We start from the raw sequence: 24,462 nt of genomic DNA on the forward strand, positions 1-24,462 counted from the left end.
ATTATTTCAAACACGCGGTCACTTTATTGCAAATGTTGCAAGTATATTTTATTCTCGTTAACCCCTTTACGCGTTTCATTGTACGCATTTTTATACAATTTGAAAAGGGTTTTTACAAAAGTGGTCGCTTTTCATGCAAAATTAGCAAAAATGATATCGCGCGTATCTTTTCATACTAATTTCATCAAGATCATTACGTGTTTATTGCACTATTTTGTAACTTTCTGCACGTTCCCCTTTCGCCAAAGTCAGGGTGTATTCCTGCTCCGCCTCAAGCTGCTGTGCATCTGTATCTGCATATAGGCTGCAGGTTGTTCCTACTGAGAAAACATCTTCATATGCGCTTGCTGTTATCTCCGCCGTATAGTAAATACCATCCTCCTGTACATCGGCTGTCAGGATCTTCACCTTGATATCTTTATAAAAAGAAACACCTGTATCGCCGGCTTCTGCCGCCAGCGCATCACCTCCAAGCATATCCACCGGATTGCCATCCTCTTCACTGGTGACTGCTGCTTCATCCGCAGGCTCCTGCGCCTGCTCACTTTCCTGTGCAGCAACTTCATTTGTTTCTACAACACTGACTCCGTCTGTCTCTGCCTCGGCGGTATCCGCAGCCGCCATCTGTGTAGTTGCATCAGCAGATGGAGCCTCTTCTTCCGCAGACGCTTCCGTGATATTTTCAATTTCGCCGTTTTCTACCTTTGCCAGCTCGTAATTGTCCATTTGACTACCGGAGCTGCCTTTAACGATGCGCAGAACCGGGACTGCCAGAATGAGGGCTGCCACACAGGCTGCAATCGCACCATACAGACGAATGTATCTGCTACGGTTCTTTTTTGCGCGTCGGTGCTTGCGCTGTGACATTTCTATTACGTTATCGTCTGCCGTTCCTCCCAGACGATCCTGTTGTTCCGCATCCAAACGGTCATTGATCCGTCCCCACAGATCCGGTGCCTGGCTGTTTAAGTACTCTTTATACGCTTCTTCAAACTTCTTACTCATATCCACATCTCCTAAGCTTTTTGATCGCACTCTGATACCGCCAGGTGATCGTACCCATCGGCGTCTGCAAAAGCTCCGCTATTTCTTTAAAGGTCATATCCGCAATGATCTTCAGATTGATGACCTCCCTCTCCTTTTCATTCAAATACGAAAGAGCTTCCGTCAGTGACATCTGCGAGATCACCTCATCCTCGATCTGGCTCGTCACATCACCCTCATACAGGCTGCCTGCGCCCTCTCTGTCGCCTTCCTCTGCCGCCTGCTGCATATCATTCAGTTCTTCTCGCTTATGCTTTCGGATAAAATCAATCGACATATTTCTTGCAATGCGCGCCATCCAGCCCCTGTGTCCGTTGCCCGGCTTATAAGTATCCGCTATATGCCAGAGTTTCAAAAAGAAATCTGTGCTGATGTCCTCCGCATTCTCTTTATTCTTCAGTACATCCAGCACGATCGCATAAATGTAACCGATATATTCCTCATACACAAGGCGGAGGCCTTCCCGGTCTCCCTGTGTCATCAGGATCATGCATGATTCAAATTCTTGATCTGTCACATAAAACTCCTTTCTGACAGTAGTATTACGTTTCTGTGTCAACCATTTATGGATATTCTACATCAATTTTTTCATTTTGTATCTACTTTTTTGTTGGTGATTATGCCGTGGCTGTTTGTTACCGGTGGGGCTGCTCAGCGCACAGTATTTTGTATTTGACGGGGCATTTACCTATATAATCCGGAAATATTCGTATTTTATAGGTAAAAAATAGCCAATATTGGCTTCAAAACCTCTAAATTTGCTGTCTGAAAGAGCTAGCCTGGAACATAATACCGATAATATTTGTGAAATAGCTATTTTTATAGGTTAAACATCGTAAATCTTTGAAAAAAACGGCTATAGGATACGGATAAAATCATTGAAATCACGATTATTATAGGAAAAGTCCTCTCGGATGACAAGCACAGCAGTCATCAGCAATAAAATAATCACAACAGTGATCCATAAAAAGAGGCATCAGCCTACAAAAAACAAGGCAGTTACAGCAATGGCAGACGAAAGACGAAACAATACGGCAAAAATTATCATGGAAATCATTCCCCGGAAAACAGTTTACCCGGGAACACCTTATAATAAGGTGTTCCCGGGTATTTCATACACTCCTTGCCTGTAAAACATGTAACATAACAGATCAAAATATCATCATGAACCATGCGTTTACAGCTTCTTGATTCTCTCGATCGCTTCCACTGTGTTTTCATAAGTACCGAATGCGGTCAGGCGGAAATATGTTTCTCCGCTTGGGCCAAAGCCTGAACCAGGTGTTCCGACTACATTTGCCTTTTCCAGCAGATAATCGAAGAATTCCCAGCTTGTCATACCGTTTGGTGCCTTCAGCCAGATATAAGGCGCATTCACACCACCGGAAACCGTATAGCCTGCGCTCTTCAGACCTTCCTTGATGTATGCTGCATTTTTCATGTAATAGGCAACCTGCTCTGCTAACTGTTTCTTGCCTTCCGGGCTGTAAACCGCTTCACCCGCGCGCTGCTGGATATAAGGTGCTCCGTTGTATTTTGTACCATGTCTTCTTGCCCAGAGAGAATGCAGCATCACATCTCCCGCCTTCAGATCCTTCGGTACTACCGTATAACCCAGACGGACTCCCGTAAAGCCTGCATTTTTGGAGAAGGAATGCAGTTCGATCGCACAGGTTCTTGCACCTTCACATTCATAAATACTGTGTGGTACATTGTCCTCGCTGATATAAGCTTCATATGCCGCATCATAAATGATCACGCTGCCATGCTTATTTGCATAGTCAACCCATTCCTGCAACTGCGGCTTTGTGATCGTGGAACCGGTCGGATTGTTCGGGAAGCACAGATAAATGATATCAGGCACTTCCTTTGGCAGCTCCGGTGCAAAATCATTTTCTGCGGTACACGGCATATAGATCACATTGCTCCATGTCTCCGTCTTCGGATCATATTCGCCTGCTCTGCCTGCCATAACATTAGTATCAACATAAACCGGATAAACCGGGTCACAGACAGCGATCTTGTTATCCTTGGCAAAGATTTCCTGAATGTTACCGGAATCACACTTGGCACCATCCGATACAAAAATTTCATCCGGGCTGATATCACAGCCACGCAGCTTATAATCATTTTCCGCAATGGCATTTCGCAAAAATTCGTAGCCCAGATCCGGTGCATAGCCGTGGAAGGTTTCTGCAACACCCATTTCCGCAACCGCCTTATGTAACGCGTCAATGATCACCGGTGCCAGTGGCTGGGTCACATCACCGATTCCCAGGCGGATGATCTTTTTATCCGGGTTCTCCTTTGCAAACGCATTTACTTTCTTTCCAATCGTGGAAAAAAGGTAACTTCCGGGTAACTTTAAATAGTCTTCATTTACTTTAAACATATGCTTCCTCCGTTTCTCCTTCAAAGACGGTCACTGCAGGGCCGGTCATATAAACAAGGTTTTCTTGCTGATCCCAGTAGATCTCGATCTCACCGCCAAGTACCTGCACTGTCACATGCTCTCCCGTAAGGTGATTTAAGACACATGCCACAGCCGTTGCACAGCAGCCTGTTCCACAGGCAAGTGTTTCACCCGTACCACGCTCCCAGACACGCATTTTTACATGGCTGTCATCGATCACCTGCACAAATTCGGTATTGGTACGATTTGGGAATCTTTCATGATTTTCAAAATACGGACCGATTTCTTCGATCGCCAGATGCTCTACATCATCCATAAAGACAACTGCATGTGGATTTCCCATAGATACGCAGGTCATGCGGTATGACTTTCCTTTTACAATGATCTCTTCGTCGATCACCTGCTCATGTTCCGATACGACAGGCACATCCTTCGCAGTTAGCTCCGGCTTACCCATGTTTACTTTTACTTTAACAACTTTTCCGTTTTCCACGGTCAGATCCAGGTATTTCACTTTACCGAAGCTTTCGACGGTAATACTTGTTTTATCTGTCATGCCATGGTCATATACATATTTGCCGACACAACGGATTCCGTTTCCGCACATTTCCGCTCTGGTGCCATCGGCATTATACATTTCCATTTCAAAATCAGCCTGCTGCGACGGATTGATAAAGATTACGCCATCGGAACCGATCCCAAAGTGTCTGTCGCTAAGTGCGACAACTGCCTTTGGTTTATCGGCAACTTTTTCTGTAAAGCCGTTGACATAGACGTAATCGTTGCCACAGCCGTGCATTTTTGTAAATTTCATAATTTCGCCTTTCTGTTATTGGGTCGTACATTTTGGTCGCACATTTTAGTCGCACATTTGCTGCGCAAATATGTGGCAGGCTACGCAAATATACGACAGTTATTCTATAACCTGCTCCGCAGGTTATTGGGCCGTACATTTGCTGCGCAAATATACGACAGTTATTCTATAACCTGCTCCGCAGGTTATTGGGCCGTACATTTGCTGCGCAAATATACGACAGTTATTGCATCACTGCGAGGACCATCTGGGCGGTTTCGACCAGATTGGTGCTGCTGTCCATACTACATTTTTGTATGTATCTGTGCGCTTCTTCCTCAGTCATGTTGTTCCGGCTCATCAGGAGTGCTTTTGCCTCATTGATCAGGGCGATCTCCTCCGGCTTTCTTGTCCTTGGCTGGGATTTGCGTTTCTTTCTCTTGTATTCGATCGAATTGGTCATCAGCTCCACGGTATTTAAAAGATCGTGAAGCTTCAGTGGCATGGACAGCGACATGATATCACTTCCCACACATTCTGCCAGCAGATGGCTGGAAGCCATAAGCAACATTTCGAATCCCGGAGGCAGATAATCGTGCAACTCAGAATACATCATATCAACAAGTTTATAGCCACATATTACAATACCGTCATCCAGATTATCCGCGACACTGATTGCCTGCAAACCCGATCCACAGACCGCCGCGACCTGAAATCCGTTTCGTACCAGCAGGTTCTTAATTGTTTTACTGTCATCCAGTTTCGGTAATACTACAATTATGCTGGTCACACGAACACCTCCTTTCGTTTTATCCTTTCTCTCTCATAAAACTACTCGGAGCGGTGTCAGAATCTGAACAGGTACTGATCCAGTTCCCACTGGGTGATCTGCCGCTTACTTTCATCCCACTCTGCATGCTTGGCATCCACATACTTGGTAAACAGATCTTCTCCCAGCACCTTTTTGATCAGTGGATCTTTTTCCATTTCCTGTACTGCTTCATATAAAGTGCCCGGTAATACTTCAATTCCTTTTTTATGGCATTCCTCTAAGGAAATATCAAACAGATTACAGTCCTCACTCTTTGGCGGCATGATCTTATTCTGGATGCCGTCAAGACCTGCCTCTAAGCAGACTGCCAGTGCCAAGTACGGATTGGCAGCGGAATCCGGCGAACGAAGTTCCACCTTGGTTGCTTCTCCTCTGCCTGCAGAGATCTGGATGAGCGGACTTCTGTTTGTCGTGCTCCATGCAATATAAACCGGCGCTTCATAACCCGGAACCAGACGTTTATAAGAATTTACCAGTGGATTGGTCAGAGCTGTGATTCCCTTCATATGCTTCATCAGCCCACCGATAAAATAATATGCCTCCCTGCTGAGTCCCATCTTATCCTTTTCATCGGCAAAAATATTTTTACCATCATGAAACAGTGACATATTGATATGCATACCGGAGCCGTTCTCATTGTATTTCGGCTTTGGCATAAAAGTTGCATGCAGGCCATGACGCTTTGCGATCGACTTGACTGACATCTTGAAGGTCATGATATTATCGGCTGTTGCAAGTGCCTCATCATACTGGAAATCGATCTCATGCTGTGCAGGTGCTTTTTCATGATGGGAGGCTTCAATAACAAAGCCCATGTCCTCAAGTGTCAGCACCATATCACGTCTGGCATTTTCGCCAAGATCAAGCGGGCTCAGATCCAGATAGCCTGCCTGCTCATGTGTCAGTGTGGTAGGCAGTCCGTTTTCATCTGTGTGGAATAAGAAAAATTCACATTCCGGTCCGACCTGGAAAGAATACCCCAGCTCTGCCGCATGCCCTATGGCACGTTTTAAAATATAACGCGGATCTGCTTCATACGGCTTACCATCCGCAGTATAAACATCACAGATCAGTCTTGCTACTTTTCCCTGCTGCGGTCTCCAAGGGAAGATTTCCAGCGTACTGTAATCAGGATACAGATACATATCGGAACGCTCTCCGTTCTCAAAACCGTTTACCGCATATCCATCAAAGGAGAAACGGTTATCCAGCGCACGCTCCAACTGGCTGGATGTAATTGCCAGATTTTTCAGTTGTCCAAACATATCCGTGAACTGCAGGCGGATAAACTCCACATCTTTATCCTGTACCTCTGCGATCACATCTTCTCGTGTGTAGGTCTTTTTCATATTCCTTTTCCTTTCCCTTTCTAAATCTTATACATGATATATTGCAACTATTCAGTATTCCCACTTGCCAAAATTACTTTACCGGTAAGTAAATTTGCTGCAACCTGCTACGCAGATCATTTTAAAAAAGGGCGCTCTTACTCCCGTAAGAACGCCTTTGTTCTTGTCTATGATAACAGCTAAACTGTGCGTTTGTCAATATTTTACCCTTACTTGATAAATATCATATAGTTTCCAAAAATTTCCTGCTGCAGTTGTGTGTATTCTATGCCACATGCTCTCATTCTATCAGGCAGAAATTCCTGCTGTGCAATAAAAATATCGGCCTCAGACAAAGACAGCATTTCCCTCGTCTCTCCTTTTACCATATATCGGTCTACCGCCTGATCTGTCGATGAAGTCTGACTTAAAGAATATACGTAATCAATGTCGTACAATTCCTCCATGAAGGCACTGATTGCCAGATTCCATTCTCCATATGGTGTTGATACAATCATTTTACAATCTTTCCCACCATTTTGTTCGGCCAGTTCCGAAAGCCGGATCAGCATCTGCGTATTATTACTACAGGTAAATACATAATTTAAACACAGTGCATGAAACTGACTTGTAACAACCATTCCAATTGCCCAGACAGTCAAAAGGATTTCCAAAGCCCAAGTAAGAATGCATTTCTTTCCTATAAGCTTGATCCACAATGGAATGCTCATACAAAACACATATATGAAGATTCCCGTGATACATGGGAACAGATAGCGCTCCGACATACCGGTTTTAGCATGCAATAATGACTGTGATAAAACAAAATAAAGTACAAATACGATTTCACTCAAACGTAAAAGCAAAAATTTTTTATCTTTGCGATATACAACACTCAAGCCGATATTGATCCCCATAAAAAGCACTAACAGAATCAAATATGGCAAAAGATCCCCTGTCCATACCTTCCATATACCATTTAAATAATCCCTGATCGTATAAGATGCATCCAGTCCCGCATATCCGGTAGAAGAAACTCCACTATGCAATATAATAACACCCATACAGACAGCAAATACAACAAGTTCACATACAATATCCGCAGTATATTTTTTCAAATACATTTTTATAATCTGGCCACATGTTCTATCACTACTATCCGCATACTGCAATTCCAAAATAAAAGCAAAAAACAGAACTATCGGAATTAAAATAAGAAATGATTCCTTTGTAAGCATCATAAGTATCATGCATATATGAAAACCTATTCTCCAGCCTCGTGAGCGATTGCATTGTTCCACATCTTTTACCAGACAGATCAATCCCATAAACATCCAGATCAAAGCCAATGGTTCCTGTGGTCCGAGCCTGTATACAACTGCGCATTGCGATCCAAAAAATCCTACTACCCCAAACAAAAAGGCTGCCACGTGCGGCACATGCATTTTACGGGCAAAAACATAACCAATCCACGCACAAAAGCCAATTTCACATGCCTTGATCAGATGCCAGAGCACAATATGTGTCCCACATATATAGGATTCCATCACACGAAATATCCAGTATACCGGACGAAATCTCAGGTTTGTATCAGCTACAATCCAGAGCTGCATTGTTTTAAACAGTCCATCTCTGACAATGCCACCGTGAAGCCTTGCTATTTCATGGTCATCCGCAAAATAGTATCCGCAAAACAGCAGGCCGATCTTATATGCATACCATACAGACATTGCTATCAGAAAAATCAGCATCGCCACCGTTATGATAGTTTCTTTTTTATTTTTACTGTTGTTTTTCATTACAGTATATTTACCTTTCCTGTCATACTTTTTCTTCCCGGTTCATATGCTATACAAATCTTACTTTGGGAGGCAGATCATGCACTCTAAAACAAAAATTGTTGTCCTTCATATGAAAGAGCTGATCTATACCGGTATCTTTGTCCTGCTTGGCATCCTGTTTATCGTGCTTCTCGTCATGATGTTTATCCCGGATAAAAAACAGACACAGGAAACCACAACCGCAAGCTACATACCGGGTGTCTATACTACTTCACTTGCACTCGGACAGAACAGTCTGGAAATTGAGATCGTGCTTGATGCGGAACATATCAATTCCATACGGCTTGTCAATTTAAGTGAAGCTGTGACTACCATGTATCCTCTCATTGAGCCTTCCTTTGATGCGCTCGTCAGCCAGATTTATGATGGGCAGCCGCTTGACCAGATCACCTTTTCCGATGAAAACAGGTATACGAGCAGTGTCCTTCTCGGCGCGATCACACAGACCTTACAAAAAGCTGTGCCCACAACCGATGAACAGCCGGAAAGCTGATCTTACGGCTTTTATAATTCTTCCAGCTTCTCGAGCCAGATCCTTGCGGATGCATCCGATGGCATTCGCAGATCTCCCCGAGGTGATACTGCAACACTGCCGACCTTCGGGCCATCCGGCAGACAGGAACGCTTAAAGTGCTGTGCAAAGAAGCGCTTATAAAATGTTTTCAGCCACTTCAGTATCGTTTCTTCATCGTATACGCCCGCAAACGCCATACAGGCGATCCGGTAGATCTTGTCCGGTGCAAAGCCCATACGCAGCATATAATATAAGAAGAAATCATGCAACTCATAAGGACCGACCAGATCTTCTGTTTTCTGGGAGATCGTACCGTTTTCCGGTGGAAGCAGTTCCGGGCTTACCGGCGTATCCAGCACATCCAGAAGTACCGTCTGTAATTCTTCATTTTCACAAGTATCCGCATAATAACGGACCAGATGACGGACAAGCGTTTTCGGAACTCCCGCATTAACGCCGTACATGGACATATGATCTCCGTTATACGTTGCCCAGCCAAGTGCCAGCTCTGACATATCACCGGTACCGATCACCATACCGCCCTTCTGGTTGGCAATGTCCATCAGCACCTGTGTCCTCTCTCTTGCCTGTCCGTTTTCATACGTCACATCATGCACGCCCATATCCTGTCCGATATCTGCAAAATGCTGTTTTACGGAAGCCTTGATATCCACCTCGATCAGCGTGGCACCAAGTGTTTTAGCAAGTTTGCAGGCGTTGTCATACGTTCTGTCCGTTGTGCCAAAGCATGGCATGGTAACAGCCAGGATATTTTCTCTTTTCAGTCCCAGCATATCAAATGCACGCACCGTCACAAGCAGTGCAAGTGTAGAATCCAGGCCGCCTGAAATACCGATCACTGCAGTCTGGCAGCCTGTATGCGCATAGCGTTTTTTCAGCCCGCAGGACTGGATCGACAGAATTTCTTCGCAGCGTTTATTCCTCTCTTCTGCAACGGAAGGAACAAACGGAAGCATTGGGAAGTCTCGTTCCAGATACGTTTCATCCCGGACAAGTGCAACCGGCACTACCATATATTCCGGATTCTGATCCGGCGTAAAAGTGGACATCTTTCTTCTTTCCAGACGGATCCTTTCGATATCCAGATCCGCATAGATCGTTTCATTTGTGAAACGCTTCGCTTCTTTTAAAATCGTTCCGTTTTCCGCGATCAGGTTATGTCCGCCAAAAACAAGATCCTGTGTCGATTCGCCTTCTCCCGCGCTTGTATAAATATAACCGCAGAGCAGTCTTGCACTCGTTGCGCTGACAAGCATCTCCCGGTAGCTGTCCTTTCCGACTGTTTCATCGGAGGCAGACAGGTTGACGATCACCGTTGCTCCGGCAAGTGCATGGGAAGTAGACGGTGTATCAGGCGTCCAGAGATCTTCACAAAGCTCTGCTGCCACGCAAAGCCCCGGAATCGCATCCGCCGTAAATAAAATATCTGTTCCGAACGGTACTTCCTGTCCGTCAAACTCTACGATCGCCGGCAGACGGTTGCCCGGTGTGAAATGCCGTCCTTCATAAAATTCACCGTACATCGGGATATTTCTTTTTGGCACAAATCCCATCAGTTCGCCGCAGTTGATCGCTGCTGCCACATTATAGAGCTTGCCGTCTCTTTCATAAGGGAGTCCGACAAAGATCAGCGCATCAATCCCATCGCTTGCGGCGATAATCTGTCTGAGCGCATCCTCTGCCGCAGAAAGCAGGGTATCCTGCAAAAACAAATCCTGACACGTATACCCGGTCAGGCACAGCTCCGGAAATACCATGATCTTTGCACCATGCTCTTCTGCCTCTGCAATCTTCTCACATATTTTTTCTGCATTATAATACGGATCTGCCACCCTGATCTGTGGGGTAATGGCAGCTACCTTGATAAATCCGTGCTGCATGTTCCATCCTCCTCATTCAGCTCTATTTTGTACACTTTTTCAACAATTCTTTCAGTTCCTGCGGCGTAAACGTATACGCTGTATTACAGAAATGACAATTCACCTCGATCGGTTTTTCTTCCCGGATCATCTCGGTGATCTCTTTCTTGCCAACAGAAATGATCGCTTTCTCCACGCGCTCCTTGCTGCAGTTGCAGTAGAAAGAAGCAGGCATCGTATCCACGATCTCCAGATCCATTCCTTCAAATAAAACTTCCAGAATGCCTTCCGGCGTTTTTCCTTCTTCCAGCATGGCTGTTACACTGGAAACACGGCTCAGGTTCTGTTCAAGCTGCTCGATCGTTTCCTCCTCCGCAAATGGCATGAGCTGGACAATAAAGCCACCTGCCTGTCTGACTGTATTGTCCTTGTTCATCAGAACGCCCAGTCCGACTGAAGAAGGGACCTGCTCGGAAGTCGCGAAATAATACGTCAGATCCTCCGCGATCTCGCCTGTCTGCAATACAGTTTGTCCACAGTAAGGCTCTTTCAGTCCCATATCCTTGATCACACTTAAAATACCGTTTCCGATCGCGCCGCCAACATCCAGCTTGCCTTTGGCATTTGGCGGCAGAAGGACATCCGGTACATCCGCATAGCCTTTGACGCGCGCCTTTGCATCTGCTGTTACCGTCAGTCCGTGCATCGGACCGTCACCTTTTAACTGCAGCGTGAGGATATCCGTATCCGCCTTTAACATACTGCCCATCATCGCACCCGCGCTGAGCAGTCTGCCAAGTGCTGCTGTGACAACCGGTGAAGTATTGTGCTTCTGACGTGCTGTTTCTACAAGTTCTTTTGAAGTAATGGCAAAGGCTCTGATCTGTGCCTGCTTTGCCGTTGCTCTTACAATATAATCTGACAAAATTATGCTTCCTTTCGTTTTCCATGTTCTCTGGCGATGATACAGATTCGCTCTGTCTGCTCTGTGACTTCTCCCTGCGTATCCACATCGATCGCTTTTAAAAATACAAGTCCCGCTTTTTGCAGGATCTCCTGCATCTGTGCAAGCGTATAGCCGCGCTGCAGATGCGTTTCCGTAAACCGCTGAAAGAGATCTTCCTGCGTCTGTACAAAGATCGTCAGGTCATATTCATTGATCTCCTCCTCCACATCATAGTAGTTTTCCCAGATAAAGCTGCAATCTTCCCGGTTTTCCGCTATGACGGTGTCGCCCATGACTTCTTTATATTTATAGATCGTATTGAAATCAAAAATAAAAATACCGTCAGGATCCAAATAGTTATTGACAAGCTGGAATGTCTTAAGAAGATCCTCCTCTTCCAGCAGATAATTCATACAGTCGCATATGCTGACCACAGCTCTGACCGTTCCGTAAAGCTCAAAGCTGCGCATATCCTGCTGTAAATACAGGACCTCACTGCTGTCCTGCTTTTCCCTTGCAACGGAAAGCATCTCCTCCGCATCATCCACGCCGATCATATCATACCCGGCTTTGCTGAGCCTTGTCGTGACATTTCCGGTTCCGCAGCCAAGTTCACAGATCAACCCGTCTGTTATGCCGTATTCTTTCAGATCTCTGATCAGATGCTCCGTCCATGTATCATACGGAACGTTATCCATGAGTTCATCGTATACCTTTGCAAAGCTTTCGTAACTTGCCATAGCTGCCTCCTAGAAAATAGCTCCCAGTGCACCGAACAAGCCGGCACTTGCCGCGCCCATGATGATACCGGCTAAGATCACACCAAGCATAACCGCTGTAATGCTGGATTTAAAATCCATGTCCAGAATGCTGGCAGCGAGTGTCCCCGTCCATGCACCTGTACCCGGCAGCGGAATACCGACAAACAGAAGCAGTGCCACAAAAAGACCTCTTCCTGCCTTTGCCTGCAGCTTTTGTCCGCCCTTTTCGCCCTTTTCCAGACAGAAACGGAAAAACTTGCCGATCACCGGCTTATCAGCGCCCCATTCCAGCACACGTCTTGCGAAAAGATAAATAAACGGAACCGGAACCATATTACCGATCACGGCGACAATATACGCCTGCAGAAGCGGCAGACCAACGCCCGGAAGCTGGGAATACGGAATCGCACCTCGCAGTTCGATCAGCGGTACCATAGAAACCAAAAACACCATTAAGTAACGTTTAAACATAAAGACTCCTTTCAATCGTCTGTATTATCCTTTTTTACTGCTATGCAGTTCTGTTTTGCAGATATTCTCTGAGGAATGCCAGGAATTTATCCATTTCCTCATCCGTTCCGATCGTGATACGCAGATAATTATCGATCAGCGGATCCGAAAAATGACGGACATATATATTCTGCTTCTTCAACGCTTCAAACAGCTCTACCGCATGCACGCTCTTATGCGTTGCAAAAATAAAGTTGCTCTTTGCATCCGGGAAAGTAAAACCGAGCTCTTTCAGTGCCTGCTTTACCCGCTCGCGGGTTGCTACGATCTTTGCCGTTGTCTGCTTAAAATATGCATCATCTTTTACCGCCGCAACGCCCAGCAGCAGAGACGGACGGTTCATTGTATAAGAGTTGGTTGAAAACTTCACATCATTCAGATATCGGATCAGCTTTGCATTTCCCATCGCATATCCGATCCGCATGCCCGCCATGGCACGCGATTTGGAAAATGTCTGTACCACAAGCAGATTGTCATACTTTTTGATCAGTGGCAGCGCACTTTCTCCCCCAAAATCAATATATGCTTCATCTACGATCACTACGACATCAGGATTTGCCTGCACGATCTCCTCGATCACGGAAAGATCCTCCAAAAGTCCTGTCGGTGCATTGGGATTTGGGAAGATCACACCGCCGTTTGCTCCCATATAGTCTTCCTTGCGGATATGGAAATCTGCTGCCAGAGGCTTTTTCTCATATGGAATCTTGTAAAGATCTGCCCACACATCGTAAAAAGAATATGTGATCTGTGGGAATACGATCGGTCTGTCACTGTTAAAAAATGTCTGGAAAGCAAGTGCCAGCACATCATCAGAACCAACGCCGACAAATACATTTTCCTTTTCCAGTCCGTAATACTCTGCCAATACGCTGACCAGACTGTCTGCATTCGGATCCGGGTATAAACGGAAATCCTCCGGCTTTAATCCGGCAAGTGCCTCTGTTACGCCCGGTGCGGGCGGATAAGGACATTCATTTGTATTTAATTTGATCATATGCGCTTTGTTTGGCTGCTCCCCCGGTGTATAAGGTACAACCTTTCTGACGTTTTCTTCCCAGCTCATCTGTGCTGCCTCCTGCTTTCTCTGTTTTCTTTCAGTCCTGCTATCATTCAGATTTTTTCTTCTTTATTATACACAAAGAATCTGTTTCTTCCATATATAATATATCATATTTTGCCGCGATCCATTTTCCAAACGGATTCTGTGCAAAAAATTTCTCTCTGTTATCAATCGTATTCTTAGCCAGTACGATCACTGTCGGTTCTTTTTCCGGGTATAACGTAAAATATTCCACCCACTGCTCATTAAATGCCGGTGTGCTGATCGTTGAAGGGGATACAAACGGGCAGTTCGCTGATAAATTCAAAATACCGTCCGTTCCCAGAAACAGCAGCTTATCCTCCGGCTGTGTCACACGCTGCACCGCCTCATGCTCCTGCGTATACTGCTCTGCTTCTTCGGGCAGTACATAAATCCCCGCAAGCGCCCCTTCTGTTACCTGTATTCTCTGCTGTCTGACCGTGGAAGGTCCATATTCCGTGATGCGCACATAGTACCCTTTGCAGAACAACAGGCTGAGCACAAAAAGAACCACCGTTGCAAATAAAAGCCGTTCTTTTTGCGGATATTTTTTCAAAAGCAGGGCAAAGCCCGCCAGAATACCAAGTCCCAGATAAGAACTGCTTGAATCCGGTCCCACATTGGAAAATACCAGAATGCCCACAAATACGACCAGCATTAGAAAGATCGGCACATAAAAAAGCGGTCTGTCCGTATTTCGCATACTCCATCCGGCAATACAAGTGCACAGGAAAAACAGCAGATAGCGCACCTGAAAATGGAACGGTCCCATCTGAATGCCAACAAGATTGCCAAGGATCATTAAAAGGGAAGTTTCTGCCACAAACAACAGAAGAAATGCCAGAAACAGGCTGCCTTTTTCCTTTCCTTTCTTCTGCTTAAAGATCTGCAGGATAAGTGCAGCAAGCAGCGGAAGTACACTGAGGATCAGAAGCTGCTTTGCCACATTCAGCCACTGCTGCCCATATAAAAGCAGCTTTGTCTGCATCGTAAACTGGTGGGTGCCATCCATAAATACCTTCGGAATGCTGGAAAGGAAATCAGCCACCGGCATAAACAGCAGTACATATATCAGAAATATAACTGCGCTGATCGCACAACCAGCGGTAAAAATCAGACACTTTCTGCATTTTTCTTTCCCGGAAAGCGCTTTGTTACACATACAGATCGTCACTAAAACCGCCGGATATAACAGCACCATGCCCGGATAGGCAAGCACCGTAAATGCCAGGGAAAGTCCTGCCAGAAAATCCTGCCAAAGCTGTTTTTTCCCGGTTCCTCTTTCTTCCAGCAGGCATGTAAACAGTAAGGTAAGTCCCCATACCTGCTGCATGGAGAAATCCAGCGATATGATCCACTTCGGTAACAGGTTCAGATACAAAAGTGCAAATAACAGGCTCCAGTCCGCTGTCAGATACTTTCTTGTCTTTCTGTAAACAAGCACTGTCATGCCAAAATGCAGCAGGGTCGCAACAATGCGCAGGTAAAGCACCATATAAGCGGTCGATCCCGTCACCTGATAAAAGACCCATAAAAAAGCTGCAGGCAGAAGTGCGGAAGTCTGATGTACCTCCCACATATCCGCAAACAGGTGATCTCCCTGCAGAAGACGGAATGGCATGGAGACCGCATAACCCTCATCAATATCAAAACCGATCAGGAGCTGATTTGCCGCCGCCACAACGGATAACAGGATCAAAATCCACAATATTCCGTTTTTTATTTTTTTATTTTCCAACTGCATATTGTATCTCTTTCTTCTATAATGATTACCTATCCATACCTACATTCGTGAAATCAAATATCACAGGCTATATTATAAGCTGTCTTATTTCTTCAAGTCAATGTTATTGTCGCGGATCAGGCAAATACTGCCTGACAGAAGCAGCAGGCTGCAAAGAATTATGAAAACAGGCAATAACAGGTTTCCAGATTTCTCTTCCGATTCTGCTTTACCTTCCGATTTTTCTTTGCCTGCTGTCTCAGCACTGTCCTGCCAGATGGACGGCTGCTTTTGTGCTTTCATCTCCTGTTTTGTAGTTTCTTCGCTGCTATTTTTTCCACTGCTGTTTTCCGATTTGGCAGTTTTATCCCCATCTGCCTGCGTTTCCTGCTGTGGTACATGAAATTGCTGTCTGTCATTTGCGGAAACTGAGGCTGTGGGTTCTGCCGGAACTTGGAGCTGTTCGGCATCTGTCTCCATGCCATCTGCCTGGCTGACAGGTGTGGGGAATTTCTCTGACTTGGATGTTTCTGTGTCCGGTCGTGGTGTTCCAGTGACTTTGGGACCGGATGCAGCAGTTTTTGCTTTCCGTTCCGATGTGGGTTGTGATGTGGCTGGTCCTTCTTGTGGCTCCGATGCAGACTGTGATGTGGCTGGTTCTTCTTGCCGCTCCGATACAGGCTGTGATATGCCTGATTCTGCCGGCACCTGCGCCGCTGGCACAGCATCAACCGGCTCGTCCTCCTCCTGTCCGCCGATCAGCACCTCATCCACGACAACACTGCCATAAGTGTATTTTCCCATGCACAAGGCAAAAACAAGGCAGATGATCCCTAGCCATACTACTCTCCGGTAACCATATTCTGTTTTTTGCATAAAAACTCCTTCCTGTTTGTATTCTGAACGATTCACTTTGGGTAATTCGATCCGAATGGATCTTTTGATGCGATCAGTCTGATCGCTTAGATGGATGTAGTATAGCATATGTGCTTTCAAATAGGAAGAAGATTTTATTTTTTCAGATACTGTTGTCAAAAGTTATAAAGAGTTTATCTCTCACAGATCACCAACAGACTCCCGTCTGCAACGGTGATCTGTGCTTCTGTTCCGATGAATTCGTTGCTGGTACCGATCGGAAAGGTATTGGTCAGCACCGCATCTGTAATCTCATAGGCAAGTCCGCAAAGTGTCACGCCCCTTGCCTCCTTTTCAAAGGAAAATACAGAGAGGATCCCCTTTCTGCCGGCGGAAAAGGTAATTGTTTCATTACGGAGCAGATACACTTCTTCCTTCTCTCCATATAAGACAGCCTGACAGCCCCGCTCCTGCAGAAAAGCCAGCACCTGAAGATTGGCAATGGTATGATCCAGTCTGCCACCGATTCCGCCATAAAGCACGAACTTCCGATAGCCTCTTTTCAGTCCTTCCTTGACAGCAAGCAGCATATCTGTGTCATCCTTCTGCATCGGATGTTTGATGATCTGCTCTCCCTCCGGTACATATCCCAGTGAATCAAAATCTCCCACAACAAGATCCGGCTTTTGTTCCTGCAGATAAGCATAACCGCCATCTGCGGCGATCAGCAGATCGCCTTCTTCAATTTTCTCTGTATTACCGCATGGCATTGCGCCATAAATATAACAAGTTGCCATTTTCTCTTATCTCTTTTTACTCTGCGTGATAAAAATTCAGTATAACCCAACATACAGCTTGATTTCTGCTGCATAGCGCGGATCATTTCATTAAGCGCTTCCCGTATTCCGAGCAGATACGCCTTATTTTCCTTCCTATTATAGCGAACTTTTACCTTCTTGTCAGCATACTGTCTACTTTCAGGCATCAGGAATCTGTCTGCCTTCTGTATTCATATGATAATTTTCACGTAAAATGAGTTCAGAGACCGGAACAACCTGATACCCGGCATTCTCCAGATTGGTCAGCATGGTATCCAACGCATCTGCCGTATACTTGGCACCGTTATGACAGAGGATGATGGATCCGTTTCCCAGATGCTTATGTCCGCAGACAGTCTGGATAATGGAATCCACGCCATAATCTTTCCAGTCCAGGCTGTCAACATCCCACTGTATTGCATAATATCCGCAGCTTTCCGCATTGGTTATAACATGATTATCATAATCTCCGTAAGGCGGACGGAACAAAAACATCTCATAGCCTGTCAGTTCCTTTACCTTTTCATGTACTTTCATAAGCTCCTGCTTACATTCCTCATCGGAAAGCTGACTCATCTGCATATGATTTTCACTGTGATTTCCCAGATCATGCCCTGCTGCCAGAATTGCTTTGACATCCTCTGGATAACTCTCCACCCAGCCACCGGTCATAAAAAAAGTCACATGGGTATTATGTTTCTTCAAAATTTCCAATATTCTGCGCGTGTCCTCATTCCCCCACGCCGCATCAAAAGACAATGCCACCTTTTTTTCATCCGTTTCCACACAATAAATAGGGAGATTTCTGCCGTTTACACTGCTGCTGGCATGAAATACCTGTGGAGCGATCGTCAGAAATCCCACCACCAATACAGCCAGAATGAGAACCGTCCAGATCACGTTTTTTTGCTGTTTATATAATTCTTTCAGATCCATAAAATAGCCCCAACACTGATTTGTACATCATATGCGACGCCTGCCTGAAATAGACACTATTTTTCCTGTGTGTTATAATATATCATATGCTAATATTGTGTTTTTCCACACAATCAGAATATTTATACAGGAAATGAGGATAGCCTATGTACGAAAATAAAAGAAAAAAAGTAACCACTGAAATGATCTTTATTCTAACCAGCCTTACCTGTTACTTTATAACATTACTTCGTCTGCTTTATACAAACGGTGGATGCTTTGACGAAATATTTGATCAGGCAGGTTATTTTTCCTTCTGTGATTATCTTATGCATCTTTCCTTTGTAAGCACTCCCTCCGGTGTATATATGGCAAATGCACAGGCATGCTTTCCTCCTTTTGCTTACCTGTTTTACTATTTTATCGTGCGTATTCTGCCCACCCCCTTGGAACCTACTATGAATGGATATCGTGCTCTTCCTGGCACTCTTCTTATTTATATGGTTTTATTATGCTTATGCACTGGTATTCTATATTATCAAATATCTACTTTATTAAAAAATACCCCCGGGGTTGTACTCCCCATCTTTCTTCTTCTACTATTTTCCGAACCTCTCTGGGGTGGATTTATAGAAAGAGGAAACTCTGTTGGTTTCGCCGTTATTTTGGTATTGCAAGCGCTTATTTGGAAAGACAGTGAAAAAGTGGTGCAAAAAGAACTGGCTCTCTTTTTTATCGCCTTTGCTGCCGGTCTAAAGATATATCCCGCTGTTATAGGTCTATTATATATTTTTGAAAAAAGATGGAAGGAAGTTTTTCGCCTTGTTATCTATGGCGTATTCGTTTTCTTTATTCCGTTTCTCTTTTTCGGAGGTTTTCAGGGAATGCTTCAATTTTTTAGAAATTTAGTTCAAATCACGGATGCAACAGGCAGTCTTTGTACAATACGCGGATTTTTCTATTTAGTATATCAAAAACTGACCGCTTCCGATTTCATTCCTCCTTCAATCCAAATGATCGGCACAGCTATAATGTTGTTTTTTTTACTGTTCTCAGTTTATATGGCATGGATTAGTTCCAAAAAATGGATACAACTCTTGTTTTTATGCTGTCTTATGGTTGTATTTGTTCCATCTAGTTACCCATACACAACCGTATATCTTCTGATTCCTTTCCTTTTCTTTCTCAGGGAAAGCAATACACTTGCTATTGGTTATGCGGTCATCTGGGGATTCATTTTTACAATTTTCGCTCTGCCACTAAAATCTTTTACAGATTTCAGCAGCTATTCGTTTGCCTTTGGTCTTCGTTATCCGGCTCTATTCCTTTTGTTGTTATTTGCCGCAGCCGATACCATAAAAGCCAGAATACAAAATATTCAAGTCAAATGTTGACCCTCCGCTCGATTTTAGCTATTATATATAACAGAATACAAAGATTAAGAAAGTGAAACATATGAAAAAAGCAATTATTATCGGCGCAGGTCCTGCCGGACTGACTGCCGCCTATCAATTATTAAAAGAAACTGACATTCATCCCATTATTATAGAAGAAAGTGAATTTATCGGCGGTATTTCCCGTACCGCAGAGTATAAAGGAAACCGTATGGATCTGGGCGGTCACCGCTTCTTCTCCAAAAACGAGCAGGTCAATGATATCTGGAAAGAGCTCATGCCCCTGCAGGGTGCTCCCGCAAAGGACGACCTGATGCTTGGCAGAGAAAAGCCGCTTACAGAAGGCGGTCCTGATCCGGAGCAGACGGACGAAGTATCCCTGATCCGTACCCGTGTCAGCCGTATTTTCTTCCTGCGTAAATTCTTTGATTATCCGATCTCCATGAAACCGGAAACCTTTATCAACATGGGATTTGTCCGCACAATGAAAGCAGGCTTTGGCTATCTGTATTCCTGCGTTGTCAAACGCAAAGAAAACTCTCTGGAGGATTTCTATATCAACCGTTTCGGCAAACCGCTCTACAGCATGTTTTTTGAAGATTATACCGAAAAGCTCTGGGGTGTCCATCCGAGTAAGATCGCACCGGACTGGGGTGCACAGCGTGTAAAAGAATTATCGCTCGGCAAAGTGATCGCAGATTTCCTGCGTCATCTGTTTAACCCGAATTACAAGACAGATTCGACTTCCCTGATCGAACAGTTCATGTATCCGAAAAAAGGTCCCGGCCAGCTCTGGGAAAAGATGGCTTCTGAAATTGAGAAAATGGGCGGCGAGATTTATTTCGGGCAGAAGGCGACCGCTGTCCTGACAGAAAACGGACAGATCAGCGGCATTACCTGCACCAAGGTAACAAACGGCGGCAGTGCGGAAGAAAAGCTGACAGACGAGCAGACAACGTATACAGGTGATTACTACTTCTCCACCATGCCAGTCAAAGATCTGGTACTTTCCATGGGCGATACCGTTCCTGCCAAAGTACACGACATTGCAAAAGACCTTCCTTACCGTGATTTCATCACCGTAGGACTTTTAGTCAACAAACTGCTGATCAAAAATCTGACAAAAATGAAAACAGTCAATAACATTGTGCCCGACTGCTGGATCTACATTCAGGAAAGAGATGTCCGCATCGGCAGACTGCAGATCTTCAATAACTGGTCGCCTTATATGCCGGCGCACAATGAAGACACTGTCTGGATGGGACTGGAATACTTCTGCAGTGAAGGCGATGATATGTGGAACATGTCCTCCGAGGATTTCATCAAGTTTGCGATCAGCGAGCTTGTCAAGATCGATATCGTAAAAGAGGAAGATGTGCTGGATGCCACACATATCCGTGTCAAGAAAGCATATCCGGCTTACTTCGGTACTTACAAGCAGTTCGACCAGGTGGAAAGCTACCTCTCCTCCTTTGACAATCTGTTCTGCTTAGGCCGTAACGGACAGCACCGCTACAACAACATGGATCACTCCATGCTGACAGCGATCGAAGCTGTCAATGCCATCAAGGCAGGTTCTACCGATAAGACAGCCATCTGGAATGTCAATACCGAAAAAGAGTATCACGAAGAAAAGGAAGCATAAGAAGCAGACATCCAAGAGTCTTTTCCCTGTATAGGGAAGAGGCTCTTTTTAGATTTTCTTTTACCCATTTCAATTTTTGTTTCTACTTTACAAATTTCCTCATCCGTGTTAATATACTTCAAAATTGAACTATTCATTTTTGAAGAAATCATTAAAGAAAGGATCGATCTATTTATGAACGCAGGACTTTCCTTTATGCACAAATTTGCATCTGCCTATGCTGCTGCCTGCAAGCCTTTATGCCATACCCTGCATCTGCCGCAGACAGCCTTTGATATTCTGTTGTTTCTGGCTAACAATCCGGAATACCGGACAGCCAGTGATATTGTGGAATTCAGAAAGATCAAGGCAAACCTTGTTTCCGTCAATGTGGACAAGCTCGTAAGCGAAGGCTATCTGATCCGGGAGGCTGCGCCTTCCGACCGGCGCAAAACATTGCTTTTTTGTACAGAAAAAGCCGCGCCTGTCATTGAAAAAGGCAGAGCCTTGCAGAAGCATTTCATGGATACGCTGATGACAGGTATCGATGCAGAAACGAAAGAAGCCATTACAAATGGGCTGAAACAGATGGAACAGAATCTGGATCAGCTCCCGGAGGAGGAATTTACGATATGAAACTTTTAACGATTATTCTTGTCACCTTTTTAGCCGGTATGGGGGCAGGTCTTGGAACCGGTTTTGCAGGCATGAGTGCTGCAGCCGTCATCAGTCCCATGCTGATCACCTTCCTTGGCATTGATCCGTATATGGCGGTCGGTATCGCCCTGTCCTCGGATGTACTTGCCAGTGCTGTTTCTGCCTATACCTATGGCAAAAACAAAAATCTGGATGTTAAAAACGGACTGATCATGATGGTTACCGTTCTTCTGTTTACGGTTGTCGGCAGTTATGTCTCCAGTCTTGTCCCGTCCCGGACAATGGGCAGTTTTTCTGTTTTCATGACCTTCCTGCTCGGTATCAAATTTATCGTAAAGCCGGTCATGACCACAAAAGAAGCCATGGGACAGGTTTCCGCCAAAAAGCGCGCCCTGCAGTCTGTCATCTGCGGCGTGATGATTGGATTTATCTGCGGCTTTGTCGGTGCTGGCGGCGGTATGATGATGCTGCTGATCCTGACCTCTGTCCTTGGGTATGAACTAAAGACAGCAGTCGGAACGAGTGTCTTTATCATGGCATTTACCGCATTTACAGGTGCTGCTTCCCACTTCGCGATCGGCGGTCTGCCGGATCCTCTCGTCTGGATCTTATGCGTTGTATTCACCCTGATCTGGGCAAGGATCGCGGCTGTATTTGCCAATAAAGCAACGCCGAAAACACTGAACCGTGTTACCGGCGTGATCCTTGTGATCCTCGGTATTGCTGTCATGGCATTTTCACTCTTTTCTTAATCCTACAAATGTGCTATCTTCATAAGAAAGAGGGATAAAGGGAGCGAGGACGCTTTATGTATACACTTATGATGGGCATTGAATATATCAGTATTACACTACTGATCTTTGAAATTATTTATGTCATGCGGCAAAAGGGATCTTATATGCAGAACCTGATGCTTTTGCTGCTCATCTCCGTTTTGGTCAACTTTGTCGGCTATCTGGTTGAGCTGAAATCAGATAGCCTGGCAACAGCTTTGATCGGTGTCAAAATTGCCTATCTGGGGAAGCCCTATATTACACTCTGTATTTTCTTTTTTGTCATAGAATTTTGTAAAGTGAAAGTATCCGACCTGCTCAAGGGCATCCTGATTGCTTTCCATGTACTGATCACAATACTTGTTTTCACCTGTGATCTGCATCCCCTTTTTTATACTTCCATCCGTTATGTCTATTCAGATTCCTACTCCCATCTGGTACTGGGACACGGTCTCTTTTATTTTCTCTTTATCGGCATGACCTTCCTGTATTTCATTGCGATCACGATCATCGGAGTCAAAAAGATCCGTTCCACAAAAGACTGGCTGATCAAACGACAGATGTTTCTGTGCATTGCCATGATCGTAATCTGCCTGATCGGCTTTCTGCTCTTTTTATCCGGCTGTACAAATGGATATGATACGACCGTTCTGTCCTACTTTGTCTGTGTACAGATGCTCATTATCCTGATGGTGCATTTCCAGCTTTTTAATACCCTGTCCTTTGCCAAAGATGAAGCTACGGACGGTATGACAGAAGCACTTTTTGTTTTCGACAATGACGATGGTGTCATTTATCAGAATAAAAACGCCAAGCTGATGCAGCACTACATTGAAAAGCACTATACAGAGCCATTTGTGCAGGTATTGAAAGAGCTTGTACAGAAAAACGAGCATCTGATCGTCAAAAACGGCTATGTATTCCGTGGCGAAGGACACGATCATGAAGATGTGCCCCAGTCCGCAAACAGTGTTTATCACATTACCGGACGTGAGATCACCAGACAGGGACGGACTTACGGCTATGCAGTCCTGGTCAGCGATGAAACGGAAAGCTTTTATTACACAAACCGCTTAGAGGCGGAGGTTTCTGCCAAAACACATGAGATCGTCAAGATCCAGCGTTCCGTAATCGGTAGTTTTGCTGCCATGATCGAAGCAAGAGACGGTATCACGGGACTACACATCAAGAATACAAGTAACTTTGTCAGAATTCTGGCACATGCCATGCAGAACAGTCCCAAATACGATAGCCGCATCACCGATGAATATGCTCAGATGGTTTCCGCCGCAGCACAGCTCCATGATATCGGAAAGATCGCTGTCCCTGACTATGTCCTGCAAAAGCCCGGCAAGCTGACCGATGAAGAATATGAGATCATGAAAAAGCATCCGGCTGAGGGTGCAAGGATCATCAAAGAAACATTAGGGAAACTGGAGAATGACGAATACGTCCATATCGCCTACAACATGGCATATTATCATCATGAGAAATTTGCGGGAGGCGGCTATCCCTGCAATCTGAAGGGAACGGAGATTCCGTTATCCGCAAGGATCATGGCGATCTGTGATGTATATGACGCGCTCCGCTCCAACCGCCATTATAAAGAAGGCTTCTCCGTGGAGAAGTCTGTCGCTATCATCCGGGAAAGCCGTGGCACCCATTTTGACCCTGATATCACTGATATCTTTTTACAGCATATAGACGAAATGGAGGCTGTCTTCATCCAGAATAACAGCTCTCCATCTCTGTAAATC

The 24,462-nt window shown here is 45.0% G+C and carries 23 protein-coding genes; 7 read left to right on the forward strand and 16 right to left on the reverse strand.

The features are described from left to right. Window positions 1–201: 201 nt before the first annotated feature. Together KQI22_RS03415 and KQI22_RS03420 are read right to left on the reverse strand one after the other, a co-directional pair. On the reverse strand, window positions 202–1,005 hold the full coding sequence (locus KQI22_RS03415; protein WP_216550677.1) for a hypothetical protein: 804 nt from the start codon (window positions 1,003–1,005) through the stop codon (window positions 202–204). Then, window positions 998–1,561 (reverse strand): RNA polymerase sigma factor, encoded by a 564-nt coding sequence (locus KQI22_RS03420; protein WP_216550678.1) that lies wholly within the window; start codon window positions 1,559–1,561, stop codon window positions 998–1,000. The genes KQI22_RS03415 and KQI22_RS03420 overlap by 8 nt, the downstream gene beginning before the upstream one ends. Before the next feature lie 397 nt (window positions 1,562–1,958). On the opposite strand from KQI22_RS03420, the gene KQI22_RS03425 reads away from it, so the two are divergent. Then, window positions 1,959–2,177: a hypothetical protein gene (locus KQI22_RS03425; RefSeq protein WP_216550679.1), complete on the forward strand. Its 219-nt coding sequence runs from the start codon at window positions 1,959–1,961 to the stop codon at window positions 2,175–2,177. A gap of 44 nt (window positions 2,178–2,221) precedes the next feature. Here the strand turns inward: KQI22_RS03425 and KQI22_RS03430 are convergent, their stop codons facing one another. The 5 genes from KQI22_RS03430 to KQI22_RS03450 form a co-directional block, all read right to left on the reverse strand. Then, window positions 2,222–3,436, reverse strand: coding sequence for an LL-diaminopimelate aminotransferase (locus KQI22_RS03430; protein WP_216550680.1), 1,215 nt, complete (start codon window positions 3,434–3,436; stop codon window positions 2,222–2,224). Then, window positions 3,429–4,271: a diaminopimelate epimerase gene (gene dapF / locus KQI22_RS03435; protein WP_216550681.1), complete on the reverse strand. Its 843-nt coding sequence runs from the start codon at window positions 4,269–4,271 to the stop codon at window positions 3,429–3,431. Before dapF ends, KQI22_RS03430 begins: the two co-directional genes overlap by 8 nt. A gap of 223 nt (window positions 4,272–4,494) precedes the next feature. Beyond that, window positions 4,495–5,040, reverse strand: coding sequence for an ANTAR domain-containing response regulator (locus KQI22_RS03440; RefSeq protein WP_216550682.1), 546 nt, complete (start codon window positions 5,038–5,040; stop codon window positions 4,495–4,497). A gap of 56 nt (window positions 5,041–5,096) precedes the next feature. Then, complete coding sequence (gene glnA, locus KQI22_RS03445) at window positions 5,097–6,431, reverse strand: type I glutamate--ammonia ligase (protein WP_216550683.1); 1,335 nt, start codon at window positions 6,429–6,431, stop codon at window positions 5,097–5,099. Between the two features lie 209 nt (window positions 6,432–6,640). Beyond that, window positions 6,641–8,209 (reverse strand): hypothetical protein, encoded by a 1,569-nt coding sequence (locus tag KQI22_RS03450; RefSeq protein WP_216550684.1) that lies wholly within the window; start codon window positions 8,207–8,209, stop codon window positions 6,641–6,643. 79 nt (window positions 8,210–8,288) lie between these two features. Here KQI22_RS03450 and KQI22_RS03455 point away from each other — a divergent pair, with 79 nt between their 5' ends. Continuing rightward, window positions 8,289–8,744 carry a hypothetical protein gene (locus tag KQI22_RS03455; protein WP_216550685.1) on the forward strand — a complete coding sequence of 152 codons (456 nt, stop codon included), beginning with the start codon at window positions 8,289–8,291 and terminating at the stop codon, window positions 8,742–8,744. Between the two features lie 11 nt (window positions 8,745–8,755). Here the strand turns inward: KQI22_RS03455 and KQI22_RS03460 are convergent, their stop codons facing one another. The 9 genes from KQI22_RS03460 to KQI22_RS03500 all read right to left on the reverse strand — a co-directional run bounded on the left by KQI22_RS03460 (window position 8,756) and on the right by KQI22_RS03500 (window position 18,278). Continuing rightward, complete coding sequence (locus tag KQI22_RS03460; protein WP_216550686.1) at window positions 8,756–10,666, reverse strand: NAD(+) synthase; 1,911 nt, start codon at window positions 10,664–10,666, stop codon at window positions 8,756–8,758. Window positions 10,667–10,688: 22 nt separating this feature from the next. Continuing rightward, a complete protein-coding gene (gene hslO / locus KQI22_RS03465) occupies window positions 10,689–11,570 on the reverse strand; it encodes an Hsp33 family molecular chaperone HslO (RefSeq protein ID WP_216550687.1) in 882 nt (293 codons plus the stop codon). A gap of 2 nt (window positions 11,571–11,572) precedes the next feature. Continuing rightward, a complete protein-coding gene (locus tag KQI22_RS03470) occupies window positions 11,573–12,331 on the reverse strand; it encodes a class I SAM-dependent DNA methyltransferase (protein ID WP_216550688.1) in 759 nt (252 codons plus the stop codon). A gap of 9 nt (window positions 12,332–12,340) precedes the next feature. Next, on the reverse strand, window positions 12,341–12,823 hold the full coding sequence (locus tag KQI22_RS03475; protein ID WP_216550689.1) for a COG2426 family protein: 483 nt from the start codon (window positions 12,821–12,823) through the stop codon (window positions 12,341–12,343). A 40-nt stretch (window positions 12,824–12,863) separates the two neighbouring features. Then, window positions 12,864–13,928, reverse strand: a complete 1,065-nt coding sequence (hisC, locus tag KQI22_RS03480) for a histidinol-phosphate transaminase (RefSeq protein WP_216550690.1) — start codon at window positions 13,926–13,928, stop codon at window positions 12,864–12,866. Window positions 13,929–13,971: 43 nt separating this feature from the next. After that, the gene (locus KQI22_RS03485) at window positions 13,972–15,684 is read right to left on the reverse strand and encodes a hypothetical protein (RefSeq protein WP_216550691.1); all 1,713 of its coding nucleotides are present in this window, start codon (window positions 15,682–15,684) and stop codon (window positions 13,972–13,974) included. A gap of 90 nt (window positions 15,685–15,774) precedes the next feature. Continuing rightward, window positions 15,775–16,545 carry a hypothetical protein gene (locus tag KQI22_RS03490; RefSeq protein WP_216550692.1) on the reverse strand — a complete coding sequence of 257 codons (771 nt, stop codon included), beginning with the start codon at window positions 16,543–16,545 and terminating at the stop codon, window positions 15,775–15,777. 173 nt (window positions 16,546–16,718) lie between these two features. Then, window positions 16,719–17,321 carry a thiamine diphosphokinase gene (locus KQI22_RS03495; protein WP_216550693.1) on the reverse strand — a complete coding sequence of 201 codons (603 nt, stop codon included), beginning with the start codon at window positions 17,319–17,321 and terminating at the stop codon, window positions 16,719–16,721. 180 nt (window positions 17,322–17,501) lie between these two features. Next, window positions 17,502–18,278: a polysaccharide deacetylase family protein gene (locus tag KQI22_RS03500; protein ID WP_216550694.1), complete on the reverse strand. Its 777-nt coding sequence runs from the start codon at window positions 18,276–18,278 to the stop codon at window positions 17,502–17,504. 146 nt (window positions 18,279–18,424) lie between these two features. Here KQI22_RS03500 and KQI22_RS03505 point away from each other — a divergent pair, with 146 nt between their 5' ends. From KQI22_RS03505 to KQI22_RS03525, 5 genes are all read left to right on the forward strand, one after another. Continuing rightward, on the forward strand, window positions 18,425–19,651 hold the full coding sequence (locus KQI22_RS03505) for a glycosyltransferase 87 family protein (protein ID WP_216550695.1): 1,227 nt from the start codon (window positions 18,425–18,427) through the stop codon (window positions 19,649–19,651). Window positions 19,652–19,712: 61 nt separating this feature from the next. Further along, on the forward strand, window positions 19,713–21,296 hold the full coding sequence (locus KQI22_RS03510; RefSeq protein ID WP_216550696.1) for an NAD(P)/FAD-dependent oxidoreductase: 1,584 nt from the start codon (window positions 19,713–19,715) through the stop codon (window positions 21,294–21,296). 174 nt (window positions 21,297–21,470) lie between these two features. Beyond that, complete coding sequence (locus KQI22_RS03515) at window positions 21,471–21,911, forward strand: MarR family winged helix-turn-helix transcriptional regulator (protein ID WP_216550697.1); 441 nt, start codon at window positions 21,471–21,473, stop codon at window positions 21,909–21,911. Then, window positions 21,908–22,684: a sulfite exporter TauE/SafE family protein gene (locus tag KQI22_RS03520; protein ID WP_216550698.1), complete on the forward strand. Its 777-nt coding sequence runs from the start codon at window positions 21,908–21,910 to the stop codon at window positions 22,682–22,684. Before KQI22_RS03515 ends, KQI22_RS03520 begins: the two co-directional genes overlap by 4 nt. Window positions 22,685–22,740: 56 nt before the next feature. Then, window positions 22,741–24,459: an HD domain-containing phosphohydrolase gene (locus tag KQI22_RS03525; RefSeq protein ID WP_216550699.1), complete on the forward strand. Its 1,719-nt coding sequence runs from the start codon at window positions 22,741–22,743 to the stop codon at window positions 24,457–24,459. Window positions 24,460–24,462 lie beyond the last annotated feature (3 nt).

Source organism: Kineothrix sp. MSJ-39 (assembly GCF_018917935.1).
In the GTDB taxonomy this organism is placed as follows: domain Bacteria; phylum Bacillota; class Clostridia; order Lachnospirales; family Lachnospiraceae; genus CAG-194.

Coding starts and splice junctions, on each gene's coding strand:
- KQI22_RS03415 (WP_216550677.1), bottom strand. CDS start 1,005: ATGAGTAAGAAGTTTGAAGAAGCGTATAAAGAGTACTTAAACAGCCAG.
- KQI22_RS03425 (WP_216550679.1), top strand. CDS start 1,959: ATGACAAGCACAGCAGTCATCAGCAATAAAATAATCACAACAGTGATC.
- KQI22_RS03430 (WP_216550680.1), bottom strand. CDS start 3,436: ATGTTTAAAGTAAATGAAGACTATTTAAAGTTACCCGGAAGTTACCTT.
- dapF (WP_216550681.1), bottom strand. CDS start 4,271: ATGAAATTTACAAAAATGCACGGCTGTGGCAACGATTACGTCTATGTC.
- glnA (WP_216550683.1), bottom strand. CDS start 6,431: ATGAAAAAGACCTACACACGAGAAGATGTGATCGCAGAGGTACAGGAT.
- KQI22_RS03450 (WP_216550684.1), bottom strand. CDS start 8,209: ATGAAAAACAACAGTAAAAATAAAAAAGAAACTATCATAACGGTGGCG.
- KQI22_RS03455 (WP_216550685.1), top strand. CDS start 8,289: ATGCACTCTAAAACAAAAATTGTTGTCCTTCATATGAAAGAGCTGATC.
- KQI22_RS03460 (WP_216550686.1), bottom strand. CDS start 10,666: ATGCAGCACGGATTTATCAAGGTAGCTGCCATTACCCCACAGATCAGG.
- KQI22_RS03470 (WP_216550688.1), bottom strand. CDS start 12,331: ATGGCAAGTTACGAAAGCTTTGCAAAGGTATACGATGAACTCATGGAT.
- KQI22_RS03475 (WP_216550689.1), bottom strand. CDS start 12,823: ATGTTTAAACGTTACTTAATGGTGTTTTTGGTTTCTATGGTACCGCTG.
- hisC (WP_216550690.1), bottom strand. CDS start 13,928: ATGAGCTGGGAAGAAAACGTCAGAAAGGTTGTACCTTATACACCGGGG.
- KQI22_RS03490 (WP_216550692.1), bottom strand. CDS start 16,545: ATGCAAAAAACAGAATATGGTTACCGGAGAGTAGTATGGCTAGGGATC.
- KQI22_RS03495 (WP_216550693.1), bottom strand. CDS start 17,321: ATGGCAACTTGTTATATTTATGGCGCAATGCCATGCGGTAATACAGAG.
- KQI22_RS03500 (WP_216550694.1), bottom strand. CDS start 18,278: ATGGATCTGAAAGAATTATATAAACAGCAAAAAAACGTGATCTGGACG.
- KQI22_RS03505 (WP_216550695.1), top strand. CDS start 18,425: ATGTACGAAAATAAAAGAAAAAAAGTAACCACTGAAATGATCTTTATT.
- KQI22_RS03510 (WP_216550696.1), top strand. CDS start 19,713: ATGAAAAAAGCAATTATTATCGGCGCAGGTCCTGCCGGACTGACTGCC.
- KQI22_RS03515 (WP_216550697.1), top strand. CDS start 21,471: ATGAACGCAGGACTTTCCTTTATGCACAAATTTGCATCTGCCTATGCT.
- KQI22_RS03520 (WP_216550698.1), top strand. CDS start 21,908: ATGAAACTTTTAACGATTATTCTTGTCACCTTTTTAGCCGGTATGGGG.
- KQI22_RS03525 (WP_216550699.1), top strand. CDS start 22,741: ATGTATACACTTATGATGGGCATTGAATATATCAGTATTACACTACTG.